General features: G+C 73.2%; 21 protein-coding genes. 16 read left to right on the forward strand and 5 right to left on the reverse strand.

Annotated features, from left to right (window positions below):
- Positions 1-561: 561 nt before the first annotated feature.
- The 7 genes from pelF to AQJ64_RS25630 all read left to right on the forward strand — a co-directional run bounded on the left by pelF (position 562) and on the right by AQJ64_RS25630 (position 7,733).
- Positions 562-2,073 (forward strand): GT4 family glycosyltransferase PelF, encoded by a 1,512-nt coding sequence (gene pelF, locus AQJ64_RS25600; protein ID WP_055636878.1) that lies wholly within the window; start codon positions 562-564, stop codon positions 2,071-2,073.
- Entirely contained in the window at positions 2,070-3,488 is a 1,419-nt protein-coding gene (locus AQJ64_RS25605; RefSeq protein ID WP_055636877.1) for a hypothetical protein, read from the forward strand. Before pelF ends, AQJ64_RS25605 begins: the two co-directional genes overlap by 4 nt.
- A gap of 90 nt (positions 3,489-3,578) precedes the next feature.
- Positions 3,579-4,580, forward strand: coding sequence for a GDP-mannose 4,6-dehydratase (locus AQJ64_RS25610; protein ID WP_055636876.1), 1,002 nt, complete (start codon positions 3,579-3,581; stop codon positions 4,578-4,580).
- 43 nt (positions 4,581-4,623) lie between these two features.
- On the forward strand, positions 4,624-5,337 hold the full coding sequence (locus AQJ64_RS25615) for a nucleotidyltransferase family protein (RefSeq protein ID WP_055636875.1): 714 nt from the start codon (positions 4,624-4,626) through the stop codon (positions 5,335-5,337).
- Between the two features lie 7 nt (positions 5,338-5,344).
- Positions 5,345-6,244: an NAD-dependent epimerase/dehydratase family protein gene (locus tag AQJ64_RS25620; protein ID WP_055636874.1), complete on the forward strand. Its 900-nt coding sequence runs from the start codon at positions 5,345-5,347 to the stop codon at positions 6,242-6,244.
- Positions 6,241-6,903, forward strand: coding sequence for a spherulation-specific family 4 protein (locus AQJ64_RS25625; protein WP_055636873.1), 663 nt, complete (start codon positions 6,241-6,243; stop codon positions 6,901-6,903). Before AQJ64_RS25620 ends, AQJ64_RS25625 begins: the two co-directional genes overlap by 4 nt.
- Positions 6,900-7,733: an endo alpha-1,4 polygalactosaminidase gene (locus AQJ64_RS25630; RefSeq protein ID WP_055636872.1), complete on the forward strand. Its 834-nt coding sequence runs from the start codon at positions 6,900-6,902 to the stop codon at positions 7,731-7,733. The genes AQJ64_RS25625 and AQJ64_RS25630 overlap by 4 nt, the downstream gene beginning before the upstream one ends.
- Positions 7,734-7,770: 37 nt before the next feature.
- On the opposite strand, the gene AQJ64_RS25635 is transcribed toward AQJ64_RS25630, so the two are convergent.
- On the reverse strand, positions 7,771-8,634 hold the full coding sequence (locus tag AQJ64_RS25635; RefSeq protein ID WP_055636871.1) for an ion transporter: 864 nt from the start codon (positions 8,632-8,634) through the stop codon (positions 7,771-7,773).
- Between the two features lie 140 nt (positions 8,635-8,774).
- On the opposite strand from AQJ64_RS25635, the gene AQJ64_RS25640 reads away from it, so the two are divergent.
- Positions 8,775-8,990, forward strand: a complete 216-nt coding sequence (locus AQJ64_RS25640) for a twin-arginine translocase TatA/TatE family subunit (protein ID WP_397808446.1) — start codon at positions 8,775-8,777, stop codon at positions 8,988-8,990.
- Between the two features lie 16 nt (positions 8,991-9,006).
- Here the strand turns inward: AQJ64_RS25640 and AQJ64_RS25645 are convergent, their stop codons facing one another.
- Both AQJ64_RS25645 and AQJ64_RS25650 read right to left on the reverse strand, forming a co-directional pair.
- On the reverse strand, positions 9,007-10,722 hold the full coding sequence (locus AQJ64_RS25645) for an LCP family protein (RefSeq protein ID WP_240512827.1): 1,716 nt from the start codon (positions 10,720-10,722) through the stop codon (positions 9,007-9,009).
- 298 nt (positions 10,723-11,020) lie between these two features.
- Entirely contained in the window at positions 11,021-11,383 is a 363-nt protein-coding gene (locus AQJ64_RS25650; protein WP_055636869.1) for an ArsR/SmtB family transcription factor, read from the reverse strand.
- Between the two features lie 270 nt (positions 11,384-11,653).
- On the opposite strand from AQJ64_RS25650, the gene AQJ64_RS25655 reads away from it, so the two are divergent.
- Positions 11,654-11,920, forward strand: coding sequence for a GlsB/YeaQ/YmgE family stress response membrane protein (locus tag AQJ64_RS25655; RefSeq protein WP_055636868.1), 267 nt, complete (start codon positions 11,654-11,656; stop codon positions 11,918-11,920).
- A 115-nt stretch (positions 11,921-12,035) separates the two neighbouring features.
- Positions 12,036-12,491, forward strand: coding sequence for a tellurite resistance TerB family protein (locus tag AQJ64_RS25660; RefSeq protein WP_055636867.1), 456 nt, complete (start codon positions 12,036-12,038; stop codon positions 12,489-12,491).
- 857 nt (positions 12,492-13,348) lie between these two features.
- Here the strand turns inward: AQJ64_RS25660 and AQJ64_RS25665 are convergent.
- Both AQJ64_RS25665 and AQJ64_RS25670 read right to left on the reverse strand, forming a co-directional pair.
- Positions 13,349-14,281: a M56 family metallopeptidase gene (locus AQJ64_RS25665; protein WP_055637855.1), complete on the reverse strand. Its 933-nt coding sequence runs from the start codon at positions 14,279-14,281 to the stop codon at positions 13,349-13,351.
- An 18-nt stretch (positions 14,282-14,299) separates the two neighbouring features.
- A complete protein-coding gene (locus AQJ64_RS25670; RefSeq protein WP_055637854.1) occupies positions 14,300-14,680 on the reverse strand; it encodes a BlaI/MecI/CopY family transcriptional regulator in 381 nt (126 codons plus the stop codon).
- A 281-nt stretch (positions 14,681-14,961) separates the two neighbouring features.
- Here AQJ64_RS25670 and AQJ64_RS25675 point away from each other — a divergent pair, with 281 nt between their 5' ends.
- The 6 genes from AQJ64_RS25675 (at position 14,962) to AQJ64_RS25700 (ending at position 21,046) form a co-directional block, all read left to right on the forward strand.
- Positions 14,962-15,879, forward strand: coding sequence for an SCO3242 family prenyltransferase (locus AQJ64_RS25675; RefSeq protein WP_055637853.1), 918 nt, complete (start codon positions 14,962-14,964; stop codon positions 15,877-15,879).
- On the forward strand, positions 15,876-16,736 hold the full coding sequence (locus AQJ64_RS25680) for a sugar phosphate isomerase/epimerase family protein (RefSeq protein ID WP_055637852.1): 861 nt from the start codon (positions 15,876-15,878) through the stop codon (positions 16,734-16,736). Before AQJ64_RS25675 ends, AQJ64_RS25680 begins: the two co-directional genes overlap by 4 nt.
- A gap of 87 nt (positions 16,737-16,823) precedes the next feature.
- Positions 16,824-17,567 carry an EboA domain-containing protein gene (locus AQJ64_RS25685; RefSeq protein WP_055637851.1) on the forward strand — a complete coding sequence of 248 codons (744 nt, stop codon included), beginning with the start codon at positions 16,824-16,826 and terminating at the stop codon, positions 17,565-17,567.
- Complete coding sequence (locus AQJ64_RS25690) at positions 17,567-18,421, forward strand: TatD family hydrolase (protein ID WP_055637850.1); 855 nt, start codon at positions 17,567-17,569, stop codon at positions 18,419-18,421. The genes AQJ64_RS25685 and AQJ64_RS25690 overlap by 1 nt, the downstream gene beginning before the upstream one ends.
- A 7-nt stretch (positions 18,422-18,428) precedes the next feature.
- Positions 18,429-19,676 carry a metabolite traffic protein EboE gene (gene eboE, locus AQJ64_RS25695; protein WP_055637849.1) on the forward strand — a complete coding sequence of 416 codons (1,248 nt, stop codon included), beginning with the start codon at positions 18,429-18,431 and terminating at the stop codon, positions 19,674-19,676.
- Complete coding sequence (locus tag AQJ64_RS25700; RefSeq protein ID WP_055637848.1) at positions 19,673-21,046, forward strand: alkaline phosphatase family protein; 1,374 nt, start codon at positions 19,673-19,675, stop codon at positions 21,044-21,046. Before eboE ends, AQJ64_RS25700 begins: the two co-directional genes overlap by 4 nt.
- Positions 21,047-21,134 lie beyond the last annotated feature (88 nt).

A 21,134-nucleotide genomic window follows, 5' to 3' on the forward strand; every position in this document is an offset into this window, starting at 1 on the left:
AGGAGATGTGCGGCAGATCAAGGACATGCCAAAGACACGCGGTCCTACTCCCTTAGGGTGACCTGATTCCGGCCTGATCCGGACCAACCGCCGCGGTATGGACCACTGGTGTTCGCCCGGAGGCCCAACGGGGTTCGCCGATGGGCCGCGCGAGGCCACGACCAGCACATGAAGCGCTTGCCTCCGACGCGCCCCCCAGACACCCCAGGCGGAAAAACACATCATTCGGTTGTCTTCCGAACCAATGGATCAAGAGCACTTTTCCGTCATCTTTCACGGCAAGATCACAAAATCCGCACAGACACCTCACTAAGTTGACGCCGACGGATGCGGAGACGACCGGCCTCGGAGGGGGAGCCGGCGTCCCGCAAGGGGGTGCGTCGGCTCCAGGGGAGCCGTGCCCACCCCTGCCCGGGGGGAGGGACTTCACCGCATAGAGCGGACCACACGCACCACCACGCCCACGGCCACGCCACCGGACACCGGGGCCCCGGCCCGCTGAACGGCGCACCGACCGACCGGAACACGAACCACCCCACACCTCGGCCGTGGAGCCCACCCATGCACGTTCACCACGGCGCGCGCCGCTCCGGCGCGGCGCGCGTCACCCTGCTCACCGAAGGCACCTACCCGCACAGTCACGGCGGCGTGAGCGTCTGGTGCGACCAACTCGTCCAGGGCATGCCCGACATCGACTTCGACGTCATCGCCGTCACCGGCACCGGACGCGAGCCGGTCGCCTGGGAGCTGCCCGCCCATGTCTCGCACGTGCGGTCCGTCCCCCTGTGGGGCGACCCGCCCGCGGGCCGCCCGCCCCGCGGCCGCGCCCGCGGCCGACTGGCCGACGCGTACGAGGAGTTCCTCACCGCGCTGCTCGACCCGCGCGCCGAGGGCGGCTTCGCGCCGGCCCTGTACACGATGGCGCGGGCCGCGGCGGACGGGACGCTCAGCCCCTTCCTGCGCGGCGACCGGGCGATCGCGGTCCTCACCTCGGTGTGGAACCGTCCGGGCCTCTCCGTGCGCGAGGCGGGCCCGACCCTGCACGACGCGCTCACCGCGACCGCCCTGCTGGAGCACGCCCTGCGCCCGCTCACCGCGCCCGCCCCCGAGTCCGGGGTGGCGCACGCGGTCAGCGGCGGCGTGGCCGTCCTGCCGGGCCTCGCCGCACTCGACCGGCACGGTGTGCCCCTGCTGCTGACCGAGCACGGCGTGTACCTGCGCGAGCGCTATCTCGGCTACCGCACCGCGCCCTACCGCTGGCCGGTGAAGGCGGTCGTCCTCGGCTTCTTCCGGCTGCTGGCGGAGGAGACCTACCGGCGGGCCGCGCTGATCACCCCCGGCAACCGCTACAACCGGCTGTGGGAGGAGCAGGGCGGCGCCGCCCCGGAGTCGATCCGCACCGTCTACAACGGCGTGGACCCGGCCGCGTTCCCGCCCGCCGGACCCGAACCCGGGGACCTCACCCTCAGCTGGGCCGGCCGGGTCGACCCGATCAAGGACCTGGAGACGCTGATCCGGGCCTTCGCCCTCGTCCGCGCCGAACTCCCCGGCTGCCGCCTGCGGTTGTTCGGCGGCACCCCGCGCGGCGGCGAGGCCTACCGGGAGCGGTGCGAGGCGCTCGCCGCCGAACTGGGACACGCGGACGCCGTCACCTTCGAGGGCCGGGTCGACGACATCAAGGACGCCTACGCGGCCGGCAACGTCGTGATGCTGTCCAGCATCAGCGAGGGCTTCCCGTTCACGCTGATCGAGGCCATGTCGTGCGGGCGGGCCACCGTCTCCACCGACGTGGGCGGGGTACGGGAGGCGGTCGGCGACACCGGGCTCGTGGTGCCGCCCCGCGACCCCCGGTCGATGGCCTCGGCCGCCCTGGAGCTGCTGGGCGACCCGGTACGCCGCCGCACGATGGGCGAGGCGGCGCGGCTGCGGGTGATCGAGCAGTTCACCCTGCGGCAGACCATCGACACCTTCCGCTCCATCTACCTCGAACTGCCCACGCTGCAAAGGGAGGAACCGGCGGCGATATCCGTCCCGCCGCGACCGCTCGCACCGGTCGGCGCGGTGGCCGGATGAGCGGGCCGGTCTCCCTGGAACCCGGCGGGTCCGAACAGGACACCCTGGCACTGCGGCTCGCCGAGACCCGCCCGCCGCGCCGCCGGCCGCGCTGGGCCTCGGACGACACCACGCTCGCCCTCCGGCTGCCCCGGCAGGGCCCGGACGAGGAGGCGGTGAGCGAGCTGGCCGCCGAACTCGCCGACCGCGTCGGGCCCGCCGTCCACCCCTACGAGGTGGCCGCGCTGCTGGAGGCGGAGGGCCTGCCGGCCGCCCTGATCAAGGAGCGCTACGGCCACCCCGGCCTGTTCTCACTGGCCGCGGCGCTGTACGAGCGGGTCCCGCGGACCTTCCCGGAACCCGCCCCGGCGGCCGACGTATGGCGCCCGGACACCGTGCGCTGTCTGCTGCGGGGCGTGCTGTTCGCCCTGCCGGGGCTGGCCTATCTGCTCACCCGTCCGCTGTGGAACGCGCAGGACCACGCCCCCGCGCTGATCGTCGCCGGCCTGCTCTCCTGGGCCTGGGGCCAGGCCCTCGGCCACCGCGCCCACCTGCGGATGGCGACCGGCCGGCGCGAGGCCGGCCGTACGCTGCTCACCGGCGCGCCCGTCGGCGCCGCCCTCGCCACGGCGGCGGCCGTGCCGCTCGCCGGGAGCGTGCCGGTGGCCCTGGTCGCCGCCGCGCAGTCGCTGTATCTGGCGGCGGCGGGCGTCCTGCTGGTGCTGGCGCGGGAACGGCTGCTGCTGGCCGCGCTCTCCCCGCTGGTCGCGGGCGCCGTCGTCCTGCCGTGGGGGGAGCCGGGCGGACCGCTGCGCGCCGGGCTGCCGGCGCTGGCCCTGCTGGGCACCCTGGCCGCGACCGCCCTGGCGCTGCGCCCGGCCCTCGCCGCGCCCGCCGCGACCGCCGGGAACCTCCCGCGTCTCACCTGGTCGGTGCCGTACGGCCTGTTCGGGCTGGCCGCCGGGGTGCTGGTGCTGCTGGAAGGGCGCGAGGAGCCGTACGCGGTGATCGTGCTGACCGTCAGCATGGGGCCCGCGGAGTGGCTGCTGTACCGCTACCGCGGACTGTCGGTGGCGGCCCTGCGTGCCACCGCGACCCCCGCCGGCTTCCTGCTGCGCTCGGCCGCCATCCTCGCCGTCTGTCTGCTCGCCTATCTGCTGCCCCTGGTCCCGGCGGCCCTGGTCACCGGTGCCGCGCCGGCCGCGCTGCTGCTCCTCGCGGCCACCCTGTGGACCGCCCTGCTGCTCCAGGCGTTCGGTGCCGCCTGGCCGTCGGCCGTCATCTGTCTCACCGCCGCCGCGGGCGCCGGGGCGGTCGCCCTCCTCGGTCTGCCGCCGGGCCCCGTCGAGGCGCTCCCTGTGGCCTGCGGCGGCGCCGCGCTCTGTCTGACGGCGTACACGCTGTGGCAGCTCGGTCGTCCCGCGCCACACGCCTGAGCACCCCGCGCTCCCCGGGCCGCACGACTTCTCACCACTCCCCACGCCCCCACCTGCACCTATTTCCAACCAACTGGAAGGACACCGGAGTTGACCTCCACACCGCTCGCCGCCGTCACCGGAGCCGAGGGATTCATCGGCTCGCACCTCACCGAGGCGCTGGTCGCCTCGGGGCACCGGGTGCGGGCCATGGCCCAGTACAACTCGTTCTCCTCGTACGGCTGGCTGGAGACCCTGCACCCGGACGTCCTCGACCAGGTGGAGATCGTCCTGGGCGACGTCCGGGACCCGGGCTCGGTGCGCGGCCTGCTCGAAGGCGCCGACACGGCCTACCACCTGGCCGCGCTGATCGCGATCCCGTACTCCTACCGGGCACCGCACAGTTATGTGGACACCAATGTCACCGGCACGCTGAACGTGCTGGAGGCGGTGCGCGCCCTCGGCACGCCCCGGCTGGTGCACACCTCCACCAGTGAGACGTACGGCACCGCGCAGACCGTGCCGATCACCGAGGACCATCCGATCAACACCCAGTCCCCGTACGCCGCTTCGAAGGCGGGCGGGGACCGGCTGGCCGACAGCTACCACGCCAGCTTCGACACCCCCGTGGTGACACTGCGGCCGTTCAACACCTTCGGGCCGCGCCAGTCGATGCGCGCGGTCATCCCCACCGTCATCGGCCAGGTGGCCGCCGGGGAACGCACCCTCACCCTCGGCGATCTGCGGCCCACCCGGGACTTCACCTTCGTCAAGGACACCGCGCAGGCCTTCCTGGCCGTCGGCACCGCGCCCGCCGGGCGGGTGGTGGGGCGCACCTTCAACGCCGGCACCGGCGGGGAGATCTCCGTCGGCGACCTGGTCGGGCTGATCGGGAAGGTGATGGACGCCGCGCTCGACGTCCGCGAGGACAGCGCCCGGGTCCGGCCCGCCAACTCCGAGGTGATGCGGCTGGTCGCCGACGCGAGCCGGCTCGCCGCCGCCACCGGCTGGCAGCCCGCGCACACCCTGGAGGAAGGGCTCGCGCACACCGTCGAGTTCTTCCGCGAACCGGCCAACCTGGCCCGCTACAAGACCGGCATCTACAACATCTGACCGTCCGGCACGTCCGGCACCGAGTACACCAAGGGGGAGACCCATGCACGCAGTGATCCTGGCCGGGGGCAAGGGCGTTCGGCTGAGGCCCTACACCACCGCGCTGCCCAAGCCGCTGGTGCCCATCGGCGACCAGCACGCCATCCTGGAGATCGTGCTGCGCCAGCTGGCCACGGCCGGCTTCGCCAGCTGCACCATCGCCATCGGCCATCTCGGCGAGATCATCCGCGCCTATGTCGGCGACGGCGCCGCCTGGGGCCTGCGGATCGACTACGCCACCGAGGAGAGCCCGCTGGGCACCCTCGGCCCGCTGCTCACCCTGCGCGAGCAACTGCCCGAGACGTTCCTGGTGATGAACGGAGACGTCCTGACCGACCTCGACTACGCGGACGTCCTCGGCGCGCACCGCGACTCGGGGGCACCGCTGACCATCGCCACGTACGCCCGCAAGGTGCACATCGACTTCGGGGTGCTGACCACCCGCTCCTCGAAGGTGGTCGCCTTCACCGAGAAGCCCAGCATGGACTACCGCGTCTCGATGGGCGTCTACGGCCTGTCCCGCTCGACGCTGGAGGGCTACACCGCCGGACTGCCGCTCGGTTTCGACGAGTTGGTCATCGATCTGATCAGGGCTCAGAACCCGCCGCAGGCCTACGAGTTCGACGGCTACTGGCTGGACATCGGGCGCCCCGACGACTACGACCGCGCCAACGCGGAGTTCACCACCCGCAAGTCCCATCTCCTCAAGGGAGCCTGAGCACCCCATGCGCATTCTCGTCCTGGGCTTCACCGGATATCTCGGAGCCCATGTCGCCGCACGGCTGCGGACCCTGCCGGGTGCGCTGGTCCTCGGCGCCGGCCGCTCCCCGGGCGCGGACCACGAGGTCGATCTCGCCTCGGTCCGTCCGGCGGAGCTGGCCAAGACCCTGGCCCTCGCCGCGCCCGACGCGGTGGTCAACTGCGCGGGCGCGACCGGCGGCGACGCCGTGACCCTCGCCGAGGTCAACGCCCGCGGTCCGGCCGTGCTGTGCGCCGCGCTGCGGGAGGCGGCGCCGGGGGCCCGGCTGGTGCATCTGGGCTCGGCCGCCGAGTACGGTCCGGGCGTCGCGGGCAGTCCGGTCACCGAGTCCGACGCGACCTGCCCGGCCGGCCCGTACGGCGCGACCAAGCTGGCGGGCACGGCGCTGGTGACCGCGTCCGGCCTGGACGCGGTGGTGCTGCGGGTGGGCAACCCGGTGGGGCCGGGCGCGCCGCCCGCCGGACTGCCGGGCCGGCTGGCCGCCCTGCTGCGGGAGGCGGGCCGGGACCCGGACGCGGTGCTGCGGCTCGGCGATCTGTCCTCCTACCGTGACTTCGTGGACGTACGGGACGTGGCGCGCGCGGCGGAGCTGGCGGTCACGGCACCCGGCCCGCTGCCGCGGATCCTGAACGTCAGCGCGGGCCGCGCCGTCCCGGTGCGCGAGCTGGTGCTCGGGCTGGCCTCGCAGGCGGGCTTCCGGGGGCGGGTCGAGGAGAGCGCGGGCGGCGGACGGTCGATCCGCTCGGGCGAGGTGTCCTGGCAGTGCTCCGACGTCACGGCCGCCGAGCGCGCCCTGGGCTGGCGGCCCGCGCACACCCTCGACGAGGCGCTGGCCACGCTGTGGGAAGGCGACGGCACGCCGTGAGCCTGCTGATTCCGCTGTATGTGCACCCCGCCGACGATCCGGGCGCCTGGCACCGTCTGATCCAGGGCGCGGGGCGCACGTACGGCGTGATCCTCAACCCCGCGAACGGGCCCGGTGCGGGCCCCGACCCCGCGTTCGCCGCGGCGGCCGGGGCCCTTCGGGAGGCGGGCACGCGCGTCCTCGGGTACGTCGACACCGACTACGGGGTGCGCGAGTGCGCCGACGTGGTGGCCGACGTACGCCGGCACCAGGCGTGGTACGCGGCCGACGGCTGCTTCCTCGACCAGGTGACGGCGACCCCGGACGCGCTGCCCGCCTGCCGCAGGCTGGTGCGGAGCGTGCGCCGGTCGGGCGCCGGGACGGTGGTCCTCAACCCCGGGGTGCACCCGGCGCCCGGCTACGCCCGCCTCGCCGACCTGACCGTCACCTTCGAGGGGCACTGGTCCACGTACGTCTCGGCGTTCACCCGGCCGGCGTGGACCACCCGGCACGCGCCCGAGCGGCTCTGCCATCTGGTGTACGGCGTCCCGGAGGCGCTGGTGCCGCTCGCGGTGCGCACCGCGGGCGAGCGGGGCGCGGCCGTGTCCGGTCCCGTCACGGGCGGACTGCCCAATCCCTGGGGTGAGTTGACCCCCGCACTGAGCGGAGCGGAACGATGAGGCACACGGTACGAGCGTTCCTGCTGGTCGGCGCGCTGGCACTGGCGGGCTGCTCCGGCACGGGGGGCGGGGCCGGCGGGACACCGCCGTCCTCCGGCTCGCCCTCCGGTACGGCGGACTCCTCGACCGGGGCACGGTGGCGGCCCCGGCCGGGGCTGGCCTGGCAGTGGCAGCTCAACAGCCGGGTCGACCCGTCGGTGGACGTGCCGGTCTACGACATCGACGGCTTCGAGAACACGGCCGCGGACGTGGCCCGGCTGCACCGGGACGGACGCCGGGTCATCTGTTACGTCAACGTCGGCGCCTGGGAGGACTTCCGGTCCGACAAGGACGCCTTCCCGAAGTCGGTGCTGGGCCGGCAGAACGGCTGGGCGGGCGAACGCTGGCTGGACATCCGGAAGATCTCCGTGCTGCGGCCGATCATGGAACGCCGCTTCGACATGTGCCGGGACAAGGGCTTCGACGCGGTCGAGCCGGACCTGGTGGAGGGGTACGGCAACACGACCGGCTTCCCGCTCACCGCGCGCGACCAGCTCCGCTACAACCGCATGATCGCGCGGCTCGCGCACGACCGGGGCATGTCGGTGGGTCTGAAGAACGACCTGCCGCAGATCCCGCAGCTCCTCTCCCACTTCGACTTCGCGGTCAACGAGGAGTGCGCCCAGTACGGCGAGTGCGCGCGGCTCACCCCGTTCATCGAGGCCGGCAAGGCGGTCTTCCACGTGGAGTACGCGCAGCCCACGAGCAGCTTCTGCGCCGAGTCGCGGCGGCTGAAGCTGTCGTCGATGCAGAAGAGGCTGGAGCTGGGGGTGTGGCGCAAGCCCTGCTGAGCGGGCGGCGTGCGGGGTGCCACCGGGCCCGGTTCCCTCAGCCCGCGCCGACGTCGCGTTCGAGGTCGTCGAGGGCCTCGCGGGCGGCGGCGACACGGGCGAGCAGCAGATGCCGGTCCTGCGCCGGTGCGGCCGGCGGCGGCTGGGTCTTCTCCATCTCCCGGGCTTCGTCGAGGGAGGTGATGACGACGCCGATGAGGACGTTGACCAGGACGAAGGAGGCGAGCAGCACGTAGGAGGCGTAGTAGAGCAGGCTCCAGCGGGAGATCTCCAGGCCGGCGTGGACGGCGTCGCCGATGCCGTCCAGAGTCATGAGGAGGAACAGGGTGAGCACCGACCGACCGATCGAGCCGTAGTGCCCGGGGTCCGCGCGGCCGAAAAAGACCCAGCCGATCATCGCGTACACGTACAGCAGCAGCGCGCCGACGAGCAGGAAGCTCAGGGTGCCGGGCAGACTGCGGGCGACCGCGGTGAGCAGGACCCGGAGCTGGGGCAGGAAGCGGGCGGTGCGCAGGACGCGGGCCAGCCGGAGCAGGCGCAGGACGGTGGTGTTCTCGCGTACGACGGGCAGGAACGCGCACAGGACCACGGCGAGGTCGAACAGGTTCCACGGGTCCTTGAGGAAGCCCCGGGGGCGGTCGGCGTGCGCGCCGATCCGTACGAGGATCTCGACGGTGAACACGGCGAGGCAGGCGTGCTCGGCGAGCCGTAACCAGCGGTGCCACTCCTCGACCAGGCCGGAGTAGGTCTCCACGCCGAGCAGTGCCGCGTTGAGGAGGATCACAGCGAAGACGGTCAGCGCGAACCAGCGGGCCTCGGTGAGGGTGCGGCAGCGGTGCGCGAGTTCCCGGCGGGCCATCCCGGACGCGCTGACGGTCGCCTGGTGGTGCTGCTCGGACATCCTGCTGCCGACACTCCTCGGATCGTACGGTGTTTCCCGCCAACGCGGCCGGAAGGCAGGCTTGTTGAACGATCGCCTCCCGGGGATACTTCTACAGAACTGTAGACGACCTCGGGAGAGAGCAGACCCGTATGTTCGGCATGAGCGAGCTGGCCCTGATCCTGGTGGTGGTCATCGTGATCCTCGGGATCAGGAAGCTGCCCGAACTGACCCGCTCGGCGGGCAAGGCGGCCCGCATCCTGAAGAGCGAGTCGAGGACCCTGAAGGACCAGGACGCCCCGGACCCGGCTCCGTCCGCGCCGCGGATCGTCCCCGGCACGGTCGTCGACCGGGACGATTCCGCCCGGCGCCCCTGACCCCCGCGGTGGTGGGTCAGTCGTCCGAGTCGGGCTTGTCGCCCGCCGCGGCGTAGGCCTGGGTGGGCGTCATGGGGACGCCGTTGAGGGCGACCGTCCGGTAGGGGCTGACCTTGGCACAGGTCTTGGCCTCGTCGGCGGTCTGGGCGTGGGCGTTGGAGACGGCGGCCTTGGTGTCGGCGGGGGCGGGCGAGGAGGTGCCGCCGGGGTAGGTGGTGCCGCTCGGCCAGTCGCTGCCGATGACCAGGGTCAGGCCGGTTCCGCCGCCCTGCCTCAGGTGGGAGGACGGCAGGCCGAGGGTCTTCGCGGCCGTCCGGGCCGCACCCTTGCCGCCGGTGCCGTAGGTGAGGGTCGTGGTGGTCGCCGGGCTCGGGGCGTTGGCGGTGGTCGTACCGGAGTTGAAGCCCGCGTCGGTGAGGGCGCCGGCGACGGCGGAGGCACGGCCGGTGATGTTCGTGCCGTTCTCCACGGTGACGGCGACCTCGGACGCGGGGACCGCCGAGGCGGTGGCCGTCGCCTTCGCCGTCGCGGAGGCCGCCGCCGACTTCTTGCCGGAACCGGTGGTGAGCGACTGGTCGCCCGCGATGGTGGAGAACAGGGTCTTCGCGCCGGCGCCCACCACGACCCGGTCGCTGTCCGCCGGATCGGGGGCCGTCTGCATGGTGGTGAACGTCATCCGCCTGGTGGGGACCTTGTTCAGGTCGGCCGCGAGCCCGATCAGCTTCTTCACGCTGCCGAGGCCGTCGTCCACGGTGAGCGCCTTGGTGGCGGCGTCGGCGAGGCCGTAGACCGCGGTGGGGTCGGTGAGGGTGCCCGCGCTCTTGAACTTGCGGATCATCGCGCTGAGGAAGATGTGCTGGGAGACGGTACGGCCGAGGTCGCTGCCGTCGCCGAAGCCGTGCCGCGAGCGGACGAACTCCAGCGCCGCGACGCCCTTGAGGGTGTGGGTGCCCTTGGACAGCTTCAGATGCGAGTAGGTGTCGTAGACGTTGGCGTCCACGCACACGGAGACACCGCCGACCGCGTCGGACATCTTGACCACGCCGGAGAAGTCGAGCTTGACGAAGTGGTCGATGGGGATGCCGGTCAGCTCGTGGATGGTGGACACCTGGCAGGCCGGGCCGTACTGGAGGGCGCTGTTGATCTGGCCGTAGTAGCCGGACGTGGACTGTCCGGTCTCACTGTCCTTGCAGGCCGGTACGTTCGTCATGGTGTCGCGCGGGATGCTCATCACGGTGGCGTTGGAGCGGTCGGCCGCTATGTGGACCACCATCTGCACGTCCGCGTTGCCGTTGCCGGACTGGACCCCGGTCTGCGAGCAGCCGCCCCCCAGTTTGCAGTCCGCCTTGCTGGTACGGCCGTCCGAGCCCATGACCAGGATGTTGATCGGGGTCCGGCCGAAGGCGTCGGCCTTCTCCTTGCCGCCCTTGCCGTCGATCGAGACGCTGTTGATGTTGCTGTTCAGGTGCTGGTAGAACCACCAGCCCGCACCGGCCGTCCCCAGCACCAGCACCGCCAGGAACAGTCCGGCGATCCGCAGCACCCGCCTGCCGCGCCGCACCGGCCGGCCCCGGCGCGCCCCGCGGCCGGGGCGCCTGCGGGAGGCCGCCCGTACCGCGGCCCGCCCGCCCGTCGGAAGCGGTTCGTCGAGCCCGGCCGCGCGCTGCCCGGGCACCCTGCCGGTGCGGCTGCGCGTGGCCTGGCCGGCCGGACCGTCCCACGGGTCGCTCATTTACCACTCCTACGAACGGTCGAACCCGACAGGCCGGGCCACCGGAACGGCGACCGGGCGTGCGTGGCGGTGTACAGATGCACAGAGGTAGAGGCGGCAATCAAGATCAAGGTTGCTTGCGTAGTTGCGCAATCTAACAAAGCCCTGGCCGGGACAGGTCGGATCCTGGGCGAATTCACAGGTGAGGGATCTCATGCAACCCGCGGGACGGATTTCGCCTCACGGGGCCCGGAGCGGACGTCATGAGCCGGTTTCGGCCGCCCTGTCTTGTTCCGACCCCCGGCGACGCGGGCCGGCCTCAGCTGCCGGCACCGCGCAGTCGTCGTACCGGCACGGCGGTCTGGTGCGAGCGCGCGGTCAGCTGGCCGACCATCACGCGCACCACGGTGACGACGTCCGGGTCGTCGACGTAGTACACCTGCCGCCGGCCCTCGCGGCGCGAGCCCACGAGTCCGGCGAGCCTCAGCTTCGCCAGATGCTGACTGACGGCGGGGAGCGCGCCGCCGACGCGGTCGGCGAGGCGGGTGACATCGCTCTCGCCCTGGGACAGGGCCCACATGAGATGCAGCCGGGCCGGAGCGGCGAGCAGACCGAACGCGGCGGCCGCCTCGTCGAGCACCTCGGCGGACGGGTCCTCGAAGCGACCGATGCTGGTTGCCACAGCCCTCTCCCGTCCCCTCCGCGTCACCACCGACGCACGTGCGGGTACCCAGTGTAGGCGTCGGCACCGGCAGCGGAAGCCGCCGAAGGTCCCGCGTCCGCTTGGCGGTTTGCGCAATGTCCTGAATGAGTGACAGAACCGCGACGACTCGAACGCAGTGACCTGTGCAGGCTCGCCCGCCGCCCCGTTTCGTCTCTAGGGTTGCGCAAACAGGCAACTCATCATGCGGAACGGGTGCCACCCGACCGACTCGACTGGAGACACGACGACATGGGCATCATCGGCTGGATCATCCTCGGTCTGTTCGCCGGAGCCATCGCCAAGGTCCTGCTGCCCGGCCGCGACCCGGGCGGTCTGATCGGCACCACGCTCATCGGCGTCGCGGGCGCCTTCGTCGGCGGCTGGCTCTCCTCCCGCTTCCTCGACCGCCCGGTGGAGAACCACTTCTTCGACCTCTACACCTGGGGCGCGGCCATCGGCGGCTCCCTGGTCCTCCTCGTCGCCTACCGCCTGTTGTTCGGCAACTCGCGGAACTGAGCGGGCACGGCGGGAACTTGTCCGACCCCTCGTTAGTTTCTACGTTGTTGTAGATATTGAAGGGCCGGCGGTCGCCTCCGGAGCGACCGCCCCCGACCGACCGTATGGAGTTCTCATGGCCCTGTGGGACCGCATCAAGGAATCCGCGTCGTCGATGCAGACGCAGCTCGTGGCGAAGAAGAACGACCTCAAGAGCGGCGCCTTCCGCGACGCGAGCATGGCGATGTGCGCCCTGGTCGCCGCCGCCGACGGCACCATCGACCCGTCCGAGCGGCGCCGCGTGGCCCAGCTCATCGCCACCAACGAGGTGTTGCAGAACTTCGACGCCACGGATCTCCAGCGCCGTTTCGACGACAACCTGAACAAACTGACCACCGACTTCGACTTCGGCAAGGTGAGCGTGCTCCAGGAGATCGCCAAGGCCAAGAAGAAGCCCGCCGAGGCCCGTGCCGTCATCCAGATCGGCATCGTCATCGGCGGCGCCGACGGCGACTTCGACAAGACCGAGCAGGCGGTCGTCCGCGAGGCCTGCTTCACCCTCGACCTGCCCCCGCACGAGTTCGACCTCTGACCGACCGGGGGACGGGGGGCGGGCGCCCGGTGTTGGGGGGTGGCCGGCGGTTGGGGGTGCCCGGTTGGGGCGGGTGACCGGACTTAGGGCCGGTGGCCGGTGTTGGGGCCGGTGGCCGGTGTTGGGGGTGCCCGGCGTTTGGGGCGGGTGGCTGGTCTTAGGGCTGGTGGCCAGTGTCCGGGGGCGGGTGGCCGATGGCGGGTGGCAGATGCCGAGCGCCGGATACCAGGTGGCGGGTCTCGGATGCCGGGTGCCGGATGGCGGGTGGCGGGTCTCGGATGCCGGGTGCCGGATGGCGGGTGGCGGGTCTCGGATGCCGGGTGCCGGGTGCCGGGTGCCGGACGGCGGGTCTCGGATGCCGGATGCCCGATGGCAAGTGGCAGGCGCCGGGTGCTGGGTACCGGATGCCGGATGCCGGGTGGCGGGTCTCGGATGCCCGATGGCGGTCTCGGATGCCCGATGGCAAGTGGCGGCCGCCGGATGACGGGTGCTGGGTGCCAGGTGCCAGGTGCCGGACGGACCCAAAGGGGGCGGGGCCCGGCGCATCGCCCGCCAGCCCGCTTGCGCCGCCGCCCCCGACCCAGCCACCGTCCCGCCAGTACCACTCCCCTGACCGCGCCGCCGCCCCGCCAGCAAGACCGCCCTGCCAGTACCGCCGCCCTGACCGCGCCGCCGCCCCGCCAGCACCACCCCCCTGCCAGTACCGCCGCCCTGACCCCGCCGCCCCGCCAGTACCGCCACCCCACCGCCTCGCCCGCGCCGTCGGCCCTCCCGCCGCCGCCCCGCCAGTACCGCCACCCCACCGCCGCCACCGCCTCGCCCGCGCCGTCGGCTCTCCCCGTTGCCGGTTCAGCCCCCTACAGAGGCGTCGCGGCGTACAGGATGAGGAACATGGTCACGGCGGAGTTCGCCGAGGACATCGCGGAGACGGCGGTGCCGGCGGCGGCGCCCCATGCCGCGAGGCCCACGGCGGTGAACGCCGAGGGCCAGCTGCGCCCGGCCGGGGCCGGGCCGAGCAGGGCCGCCACCCGGCGCGGCACCGGTCCCGGCGCCGCGAAGCCCGCCAGTGTGGACACGGGAGTGGCCCGGGAGACCAGGGCCGCCTTGCCGATCGCCCGTGCCACGGTACGGCGGCTGCCCACCGCCTGGGCCGCGTCCTCGTCAGCCCAGCGCTCCGCCGTGTAGGACACGGCGGTGCGCAGCGGCCGCAGGAACGGGTTGGCGCGGGCCGCGAGCCCCACCGCCAGCAGGAACCGGTGGTGCCCGGCCGTCAGATGGGCGCGCTCATGAGCGAACAGCGCCCGCCGCTCGGCCGGTTCGAGGCGGTCCAGCAGGGCGGTGGTCACCACCACCCGGGCCCGCCGGCCACCGGGCAGCGCGTAGGCGTACGGCACCCCGTCGGGCAGGACGACCACCTCGGTACCCGGCAGCCCCGCCAGCGCGCGATGCGCCCCGCGCCGTACCCGAACGTGCCGCCACAGCGTCCGCCCGCAGGCCACGAGCACCGCGCACAGCGCGGGGATGGCCGCCTTCCCGGCCACCTCGTCGTACGGCACCGCCGCGCGCACCTCGGGGTCCGACCACCCGTCCGGCAGCGGATTGCCCGGCAGCTGGGCCGTGCCCACCACCATGACCAGCCCCAGACACACCGTGCTGCACACCGCCATCACCACCGCCACCCCCGACAGCAGCCGGGTCGCCGCGCGCGGATGCAGATGCTGCTCCGCCAGGCGCGCCACCGGCCACGCCGTCAACGGCAGCACCAGCGGCAAAAAGACGAACACCCCCATAGGGCTCGGGCTTCCCCTTCACTCGCCGCCGGAACGGCCCAGCAGCTCCCGCAGCAGCCGCTCGTCGTCCGGGCCGAGACCGGTGACGAAGCTGGCGAGCACCGCCTCACGGTCGCTCTCCGCGTCCAGCACCCTGCGCATCCGGTGCGCCGCGAGACCCGCCTGGTCCGAGGCCGGCGTCCACGCGAAGGACCGGCCCGCCCGCTCCCGGGTCACCACGCCCTTGGCCAGCAGCCGGGTCAGGATCGTGATCACCGTCGTATAGGCGAGGTCGTCGCCGAGGCGCTCCTGCACCCACCCCGCGCTCACCGGCTCCTTCGCCTCGCCGAGCACCGACAGCACCAGCGCCTCCAGCTCGCCCTGTCTGCGCCGCCGCGGACCCTGCCGGTCGTCCACCACGCCCCTGTCTCCCTTCCGCCGCCGACGCTTTTCCGGCCCGACATCGTATCGACGCCCCCGGTCCACCCCCGGTGCATCGCACCGCCGCCCCGGTCGACTACACCAGCGTAGAAGACCGGCCGGGAGAAGGGGACCAGGACGTCCCGGGCCTCCCCGGAATCGCGGCCAAGTGCCGTGCGGGGCAAGGGTGTTGTTCGATCCACCGCACACACAGATTCTTCACACGAAGGGTGAGGGGAAGGTATCTGAACGTTAAAGCAAGGGGCGTAGGGTGTCCGATCATGCAAGGCCCGAACGACATCTCGCGTTCCCCCCGTCTCACCGATCTGGCGACCCTCGTCCGCCTGCCCGCCGCGCTGAGCGTGCCCGGTGACGTGCTCGCCGGCGCGGTCGCGAGCACCGGACGCGTCCGGCCCCGTACCGCCGCCACGATGGCGTCCTCCGTCGCCCTCTACTGGGCCGGCATGGCGCTCAACGACTACGCGGACGCGACCGTGGACGCGGTGGAACGCCCCGAACGCCCCATACCCTCCGGCCGGGTCGGCCGCCGCACCGCCCTGGCCACCGCCTGCGGGCTGACCGCCGCCGGCCTCGGTCTCGCCGCCCTGGCCGGCGGGCGTGCCGCGCTCGGTGTGGCGGTGCCGCTGACCGGGCTGGTCTGGGCGTACGACCTGCGTCTGAAGTCCACCGCCGCCGGCCCCGCCGCGATGGCGGGGGCGCGGGCGCTGAACGTACTGGCCGGAGCCGAGCCCGGCCGCCGCAGCTCGGCGCTCCCGGCCGCGCTGCTGGTCGGCGCGCACACCTACACGGTCACGGCGCTGAGCCGCCACGAGGTGACGGGCGCGCCCCGCTCCGTACCGGCCGCGACCCTGGCCGGCACCGCGGCCACCGCCCTCGCCGCCGGGGCGCTTCCCTCACTACGGCGCACCGGACGCGGAAGACCCGACGGGCGGGCGGCCCGGATCGGTGCCGCCGCCGGGGCACTCGCCTATCTGACCACGTACGGCGGCGCGCAGGCGCGGGCGGCCCACCACCCGTCCGCGGCGAACGTCCGGCAGGCCGTCGGCGCCGGGATCCTCTCGCTGATGCCCCTCCAGGCGGCGCTCACCGCGAGCGGTGGCGCCCCGGCCCTGGCCGGTCTGCTCGCCGCGGCCCATCCGACGGCCCGCAGGCTGGCACGGAAGGTGTCGCCCACATGAGCGCCCTCCCCGCCCCGCCCGCCCGGCTGCGCTACGGCTTCGGGACCAACGGCTTCGCCCACCACCGTCTCGACGACGTCCTGACCGTTCTCGCCGACCTGGGCTACGACTCGGTCGGGCTCACCCTGGACCACGGCCATCTCGACCCCTTCGCCGCGGACCTGCCGCGCCGGGTCGATCAACTGGCCTCCAGGATCGACCGGTTGGGTCTCGCCGTCATGGTGGAGACCGGGGCGCCGTACCTCCTCGACCCCTGGCGGGGGCACGTCCCCACCCTCATGTGCGCCCCCGGCTCCGAACGGCGCCTGGACCTCCTCGCGCGGGCGGTGCGCATCGCGGCCGAGCTGGGCGCCCCGGCCGTCCAGCTGGCCAGCGGGCCGGCCCCCGAGGGCGTCCCGGAGGAGGAGGCATGGAAGCGGCTGGCCGCGGGCTGCGAGGAGGTCCTGGAGATCGCCGACGAGCACGGGGTGGCGCTCGGGTTCGAGCCCGAGCCGTACATGTTCGTCGACACCGTGCAGCGGGTGCTGGACCTGCGCCACCGGCTCGGCGATCCCGACCTGTTCGGTGTCACGCTCGACATCGGCCACGCCCACTGCGTCGAGGAAGCGCCCCTGCTCGACTGTGTCGCACTGGCGGCACCGCACCTGGTCAACGTGCAGATCGAGGACATGCGGCGCGGGGTGCACCGGCACCTGGAACTCGGCACGGGCGAGATCGACTTCCCGCCGGTCCTGGCCGCGCTGAAGGCCTCCGGCTATCACGGACCCGTCTCGGTGGAGATCCAGGGCGCGTCGCTGAACGCCCCCGAAGTCGCCCGCCGCTCACTGGAGTTCCTGAAGGCCGCCGAGCCGCACTGACGGCTCGCTCTGCTCTGACATCTCGTCACTTCCCTTTCTCGGTGCGGCTGTTCGCCGTACGCACATCCGACAGAGGAGGTATGCGCTGTGGACCCACGCATCCCGATCGCCCTCGACGAGCGGCTCACCGCGGACGCGGCGGCCTGGCTGGCCGACGCGGTCGCCCGGGTGGGCGAGGATCCGGCGGCGGTACGCGGCGTCTTCCCGGCCGTGGGCCGGCGCTGCGGTCGCGGCCCGCTGATCGCGGGCTGGACGGTGGCGGACGCCGCCCGCGCCCGGCTGCTCGCCGCCCTGCCGCTCAGCGGCGCGGCACTCGCCGAGGAGATCGCCGCCCTCCACCGGTACGGCGACTCCGCCGAGCAGCGGGCCGTGCTGCGCTCCCTGGCCCTGCTGGAGGACACGGACGCGTCCTTCGCCGATCGGGGGCTGCCCCTGGTGCGGGCGGCGCTGCGGAGCAACGACACCGATCTGATCGAGTCGGCCCTCGGACCGTACGCCGCGCGCCACCTGGACGCCGAGGGCTACCGGCAGGCCGTGCTGAAGAGCGTCTTCTGCGGCATCCCGCTCGCCCGGATCGCCGGTCTGACGGAGCGCGCCGACCGTGAACTCGCCCGCATGCTGGCCGACTTCGCCCATGAGCGGGTCGCCGCGGGCCGTGACGTCCCGGCCGACGTCTGGCCGGTCGTGCGCGCCCACCCGGGGACGCTGGAGGCCTCCGGGCTGCCCGCCGAGACCGGGTCGCCCTCTCCCGACCGCCGCGAGGCGGCCGTACGGGCCCTGGCCGCCTTCTCCGCCACCGCCACCGCACCCGCACCCGCAGGAGCCGCCTGATGCGTATCTTCGACCCCCACATCCATATGACCTCCCGCACCACCGACGACTACGAGGCGCTGTACGCGGCCGGGGTCCGGGCGGTGGTGGAGCCGTCGTTCTGGCTCGGCCAGCCGCGCACCTCGGTGGACAGCTTCACCGACTACTTCGACGCGCTGCTCGGCTGGGAGCCGTACCGCGCCGCGCAGTTCGGCATCCGGCACCACTGCACGATCGCCCTCAACCCGAAGGAGGCCAACGACCCGCGCTGCGCCGGGGTGCTGGACGTGCTGCCGCGCTATCTCGCCAAGGACCGGGTGGTGGCCGTCGGGGAGATCGGCTACGACTCCATGACGCCCGAGGAGGACGAGGCGCTGGCCCGCCAGCTGGCCCTCGCCGTCGAGCACGGACTGCCCGTGCTGGTGCACACCCCGCACCGCGACAAGGCCGCCGGCACCCGCCGCACCCTCGACGTGGTCCGCGAGTCCGGCATCCCGCCCGAGCACGTCCTCGTCGACCACCTCAACGAACTCACCGTCGCCCTGGTCGCCGACAGCGGCTGCTGGATGGGCTTCTCCATCTACCCGGACACCAAGATGAGCGAGGACCGGATGGTGCGGATCCTGAAGGACCACGGCACCGCGCGGATGCTGGTCAACTCCGCGGCCGACTGGGGCCGCAGCGACCCCCTGAAGACCCGGAAGACCGCCGACGCGATGCTGGCCGCCGGTTTCGACGAGGACACCGTCGACCAGGTGATGTGGCGCAACCCGGTGGCCTTCTACGGGCAGAGCGGCCGGCTCGACCTCGAGGACGTCGAGGCCGACGGCAGCGCCCTGTTCGAGGGCAACTCCGTCAAGCGCGGCGGGGAGTGAGCCCGGGGTGCGCTTCCGGCACGGCGACGGCACCACCGTCCACCTCGCCTACTGCAGCAACGTCCACCAGGCGGAGGACCTGGACGGCGTGGTGCGCCAGCTCGCCTCCCACGCCGAGCCGGTCCGCGAGGCCCTCGGCGCCGATCTGCTCGGCATCGGACTGTGGCTGGCCCGGGACGTGGTCACCGAGCTGTCCGCCCGGCCCGGGGCCGTACGCCGGCTGCGCGCCGAGCTGACCGCCCGCGGCCTGGAGACCGTCACCCTCAACGCCTTCCCGTACGAGGGTTTCCACCGCGAGGTGGTCAAGAAGGACGTCTATCTGCCCGACTGGACCGACCCCGCCCGGCTGCGCTACACCGTCGACTGCGCCCGGGTCCTCGCCGGACTGCTCCCCGACGACGCGCGGCGCGGCAGCGTCTCCACCCTGCCGCTGGCCTGGCGCACCCCCTGGCCGGCCGGGGCGCGCGACACGGCACGCCGCGCCATGGACCAACTTGCCAGCCAGCTAGGCGAGTTGGAGCGTGAGACGGGCCGTACGATCCGGGTCGGCTTCGAACCGGAGCCCGGCTGCGTGGTGGAGAACACCGTCCAGGCCGCCCGGGAACTCGGCGGACTGGACCCCGAGCGGCTCGGCATCTGCCTGGACACCTGCCATCTCGCCGTACAGTTCGAGAACCCGGCGCAGGCACTGCGCCGCCTCGCCGACGCCGGCCTCCCGGTCGTCAAGGTGCAGGCCTCCAGCGCCCTCCAGGCCGACGACCCCGCCGACCCCGCGGCACGCCGGGCCCTCGCCGGGTTCGCCGAACCCCGCTTCCTGCACCAGACGCGCACCGCACCGCCCGGCACCGGAACCGGCACGGACACCGGAACCGGCACGGACACCGACACCCGCACCGTCATCGGAGTGGACGACCTCCCGGACGCCCTGGCCGGCGGGCTGGACCCCGGCTCCCCCTGGCGGGTGCACTTCCACGCGCCCCTGCACGCCGCACCCGAACCGCCCCTGAGCACCACGACGACCGAACTGACCGTCGCTCTCCGGGAACTGCTCGGCGGTCCGCGGGCGGTCTGCGACCACGTGGAGGTGGAGACCTACACCTGGTCCGTCCTGCCCGAACAGCTGAGGCCACAGGACCGCGAGGGCCTCGTCGCGGGAATCGCCGCCGAACTGGCCTGGTCCCGGGACCGGTTCGGGGAACTCGGCCTCGTCGCGGCACCCGGCACCGCCCGCCCCCGAAAGGAGCCCGTCCCATGACCCGACTCGTCGTCCTCGACATCGTCGGCCTCACCCCCCGCCTGCTGCGCCACATGCCGGCCGTCTCCGCCGTCGCCGCACAGGGCTTCCAGGCCCGCCTGGACACCGTCCTGCCCGCCGTGACCTGTTCCGTGCAGTCCACCCTCCTCACCGGCGCACCGCCCGGCGAGCACGGTGTCGTCGGCAACGGCTGGTACTTCCGCGACCTCGGCGAGGTCCTGCTGTGGCGCCAGCACAACGCCCTGGTCGGCGGCGAGAAGCTGTGGGACACCGCCCGCCGCGCCCGGCCCGACTACACGGTCGCCAACGTCTGCTGGTGGTACGCCATGGGCGCCGACGTGGACTTCACCGTCACCCCGCGCCCCGTCTACTACTCCGACGGCCGCAAGGAACCCGACTGCTACACCCGGCCGCCCGCCCTGCACGACGAACTCACCAGCCGACTCGGCCCGTTCCCCCTGTTCACCTACTGGGGACCCAACGCCGGTATGCCCTCCAGCCAGTGGATCCTCGCCGCCGCCCGCCAGATCTTCGACGAGCACCGCCCCGACCTGACCCTGGTCTACGTACCGCACCTCGACTACGAGCCCCAGCGCTCCGGCCCCGGCTCGCCGCGGTCGGCGCGCGAGGCCCGCCGCCTCGACGACGCGCTGCGTCCCCTCCTGGAGCACTTCCGCCGCGAGGACGCCACCGTCGTGATCCTCAGCGAGTACGGCATCGCGCCCGTGTCCCGCCCGGTCGACATCAACCGCGCGCTGCGCCGGGCCGGACTGCTGGAGGTCCACACCCAGGACGGCATGGAGTACCTCGACCCGATGACGTCGCGCGCCTTCGCGGTCGCCGACCACCAGATCGCGCACGTCTACGTCCGCGACCCGGCCGACCTCGCGAAGACCGCCGAGATCCTCGCCGGACTCGACGGGGTGGACGAGGTGCTCGACGAGCAGGGCAAGGCCCGGCACGGACTCGCGCACGAACGCTCGGGCGAACTGGTCGCGGTGGCGCGGTCCGACGCCTGGTTCACGTACTACTACTGGCTGGACGACGAGCGTGCCCCGGACTTCGCCCGCCAGGTCGAGATCCACCGCAAACCCGGCTACGACCCCGCCGAACTCCTCTACGACCCCAGTGTCCCCGGCGTCAAGGCACGCGCCCTCGGCCAGGTCGCGCGCAAGAAGGCCGGCCTGCGCTACCGCATCCGGACCGTCCCGCTGGACCCCTCGGGCGTCCGCGGCAGCCACGGCCGGCTCCCCGAGGACCCGCAGGACAGCCCCGTCCTGCTGTGCTCCCGGCCCGGCCCCGCGCGCGACCGGATCGCCGCGACCGAGGTCAAGGACCTGCTCCTCGGCCTGGCCGGCATCACCGGCTGAGCCACTGGACGACCACCCGTCACCGGCCGATCACCCTCGGATCACTCTCGGACCACCCTCGGACCACTCTCGGAAACCGTCCGATCCC

The sequence above is a fragment of the Streptomyces griseoruber genome, assembly GCF_001514205.1.
GTDB classification, from domain to species: Bacteria; Actinomycetota; Actinomycetes; order Streptomycetales; family Streptomycetaceae; genus Streptomyces; species Streptomyces griseoruber.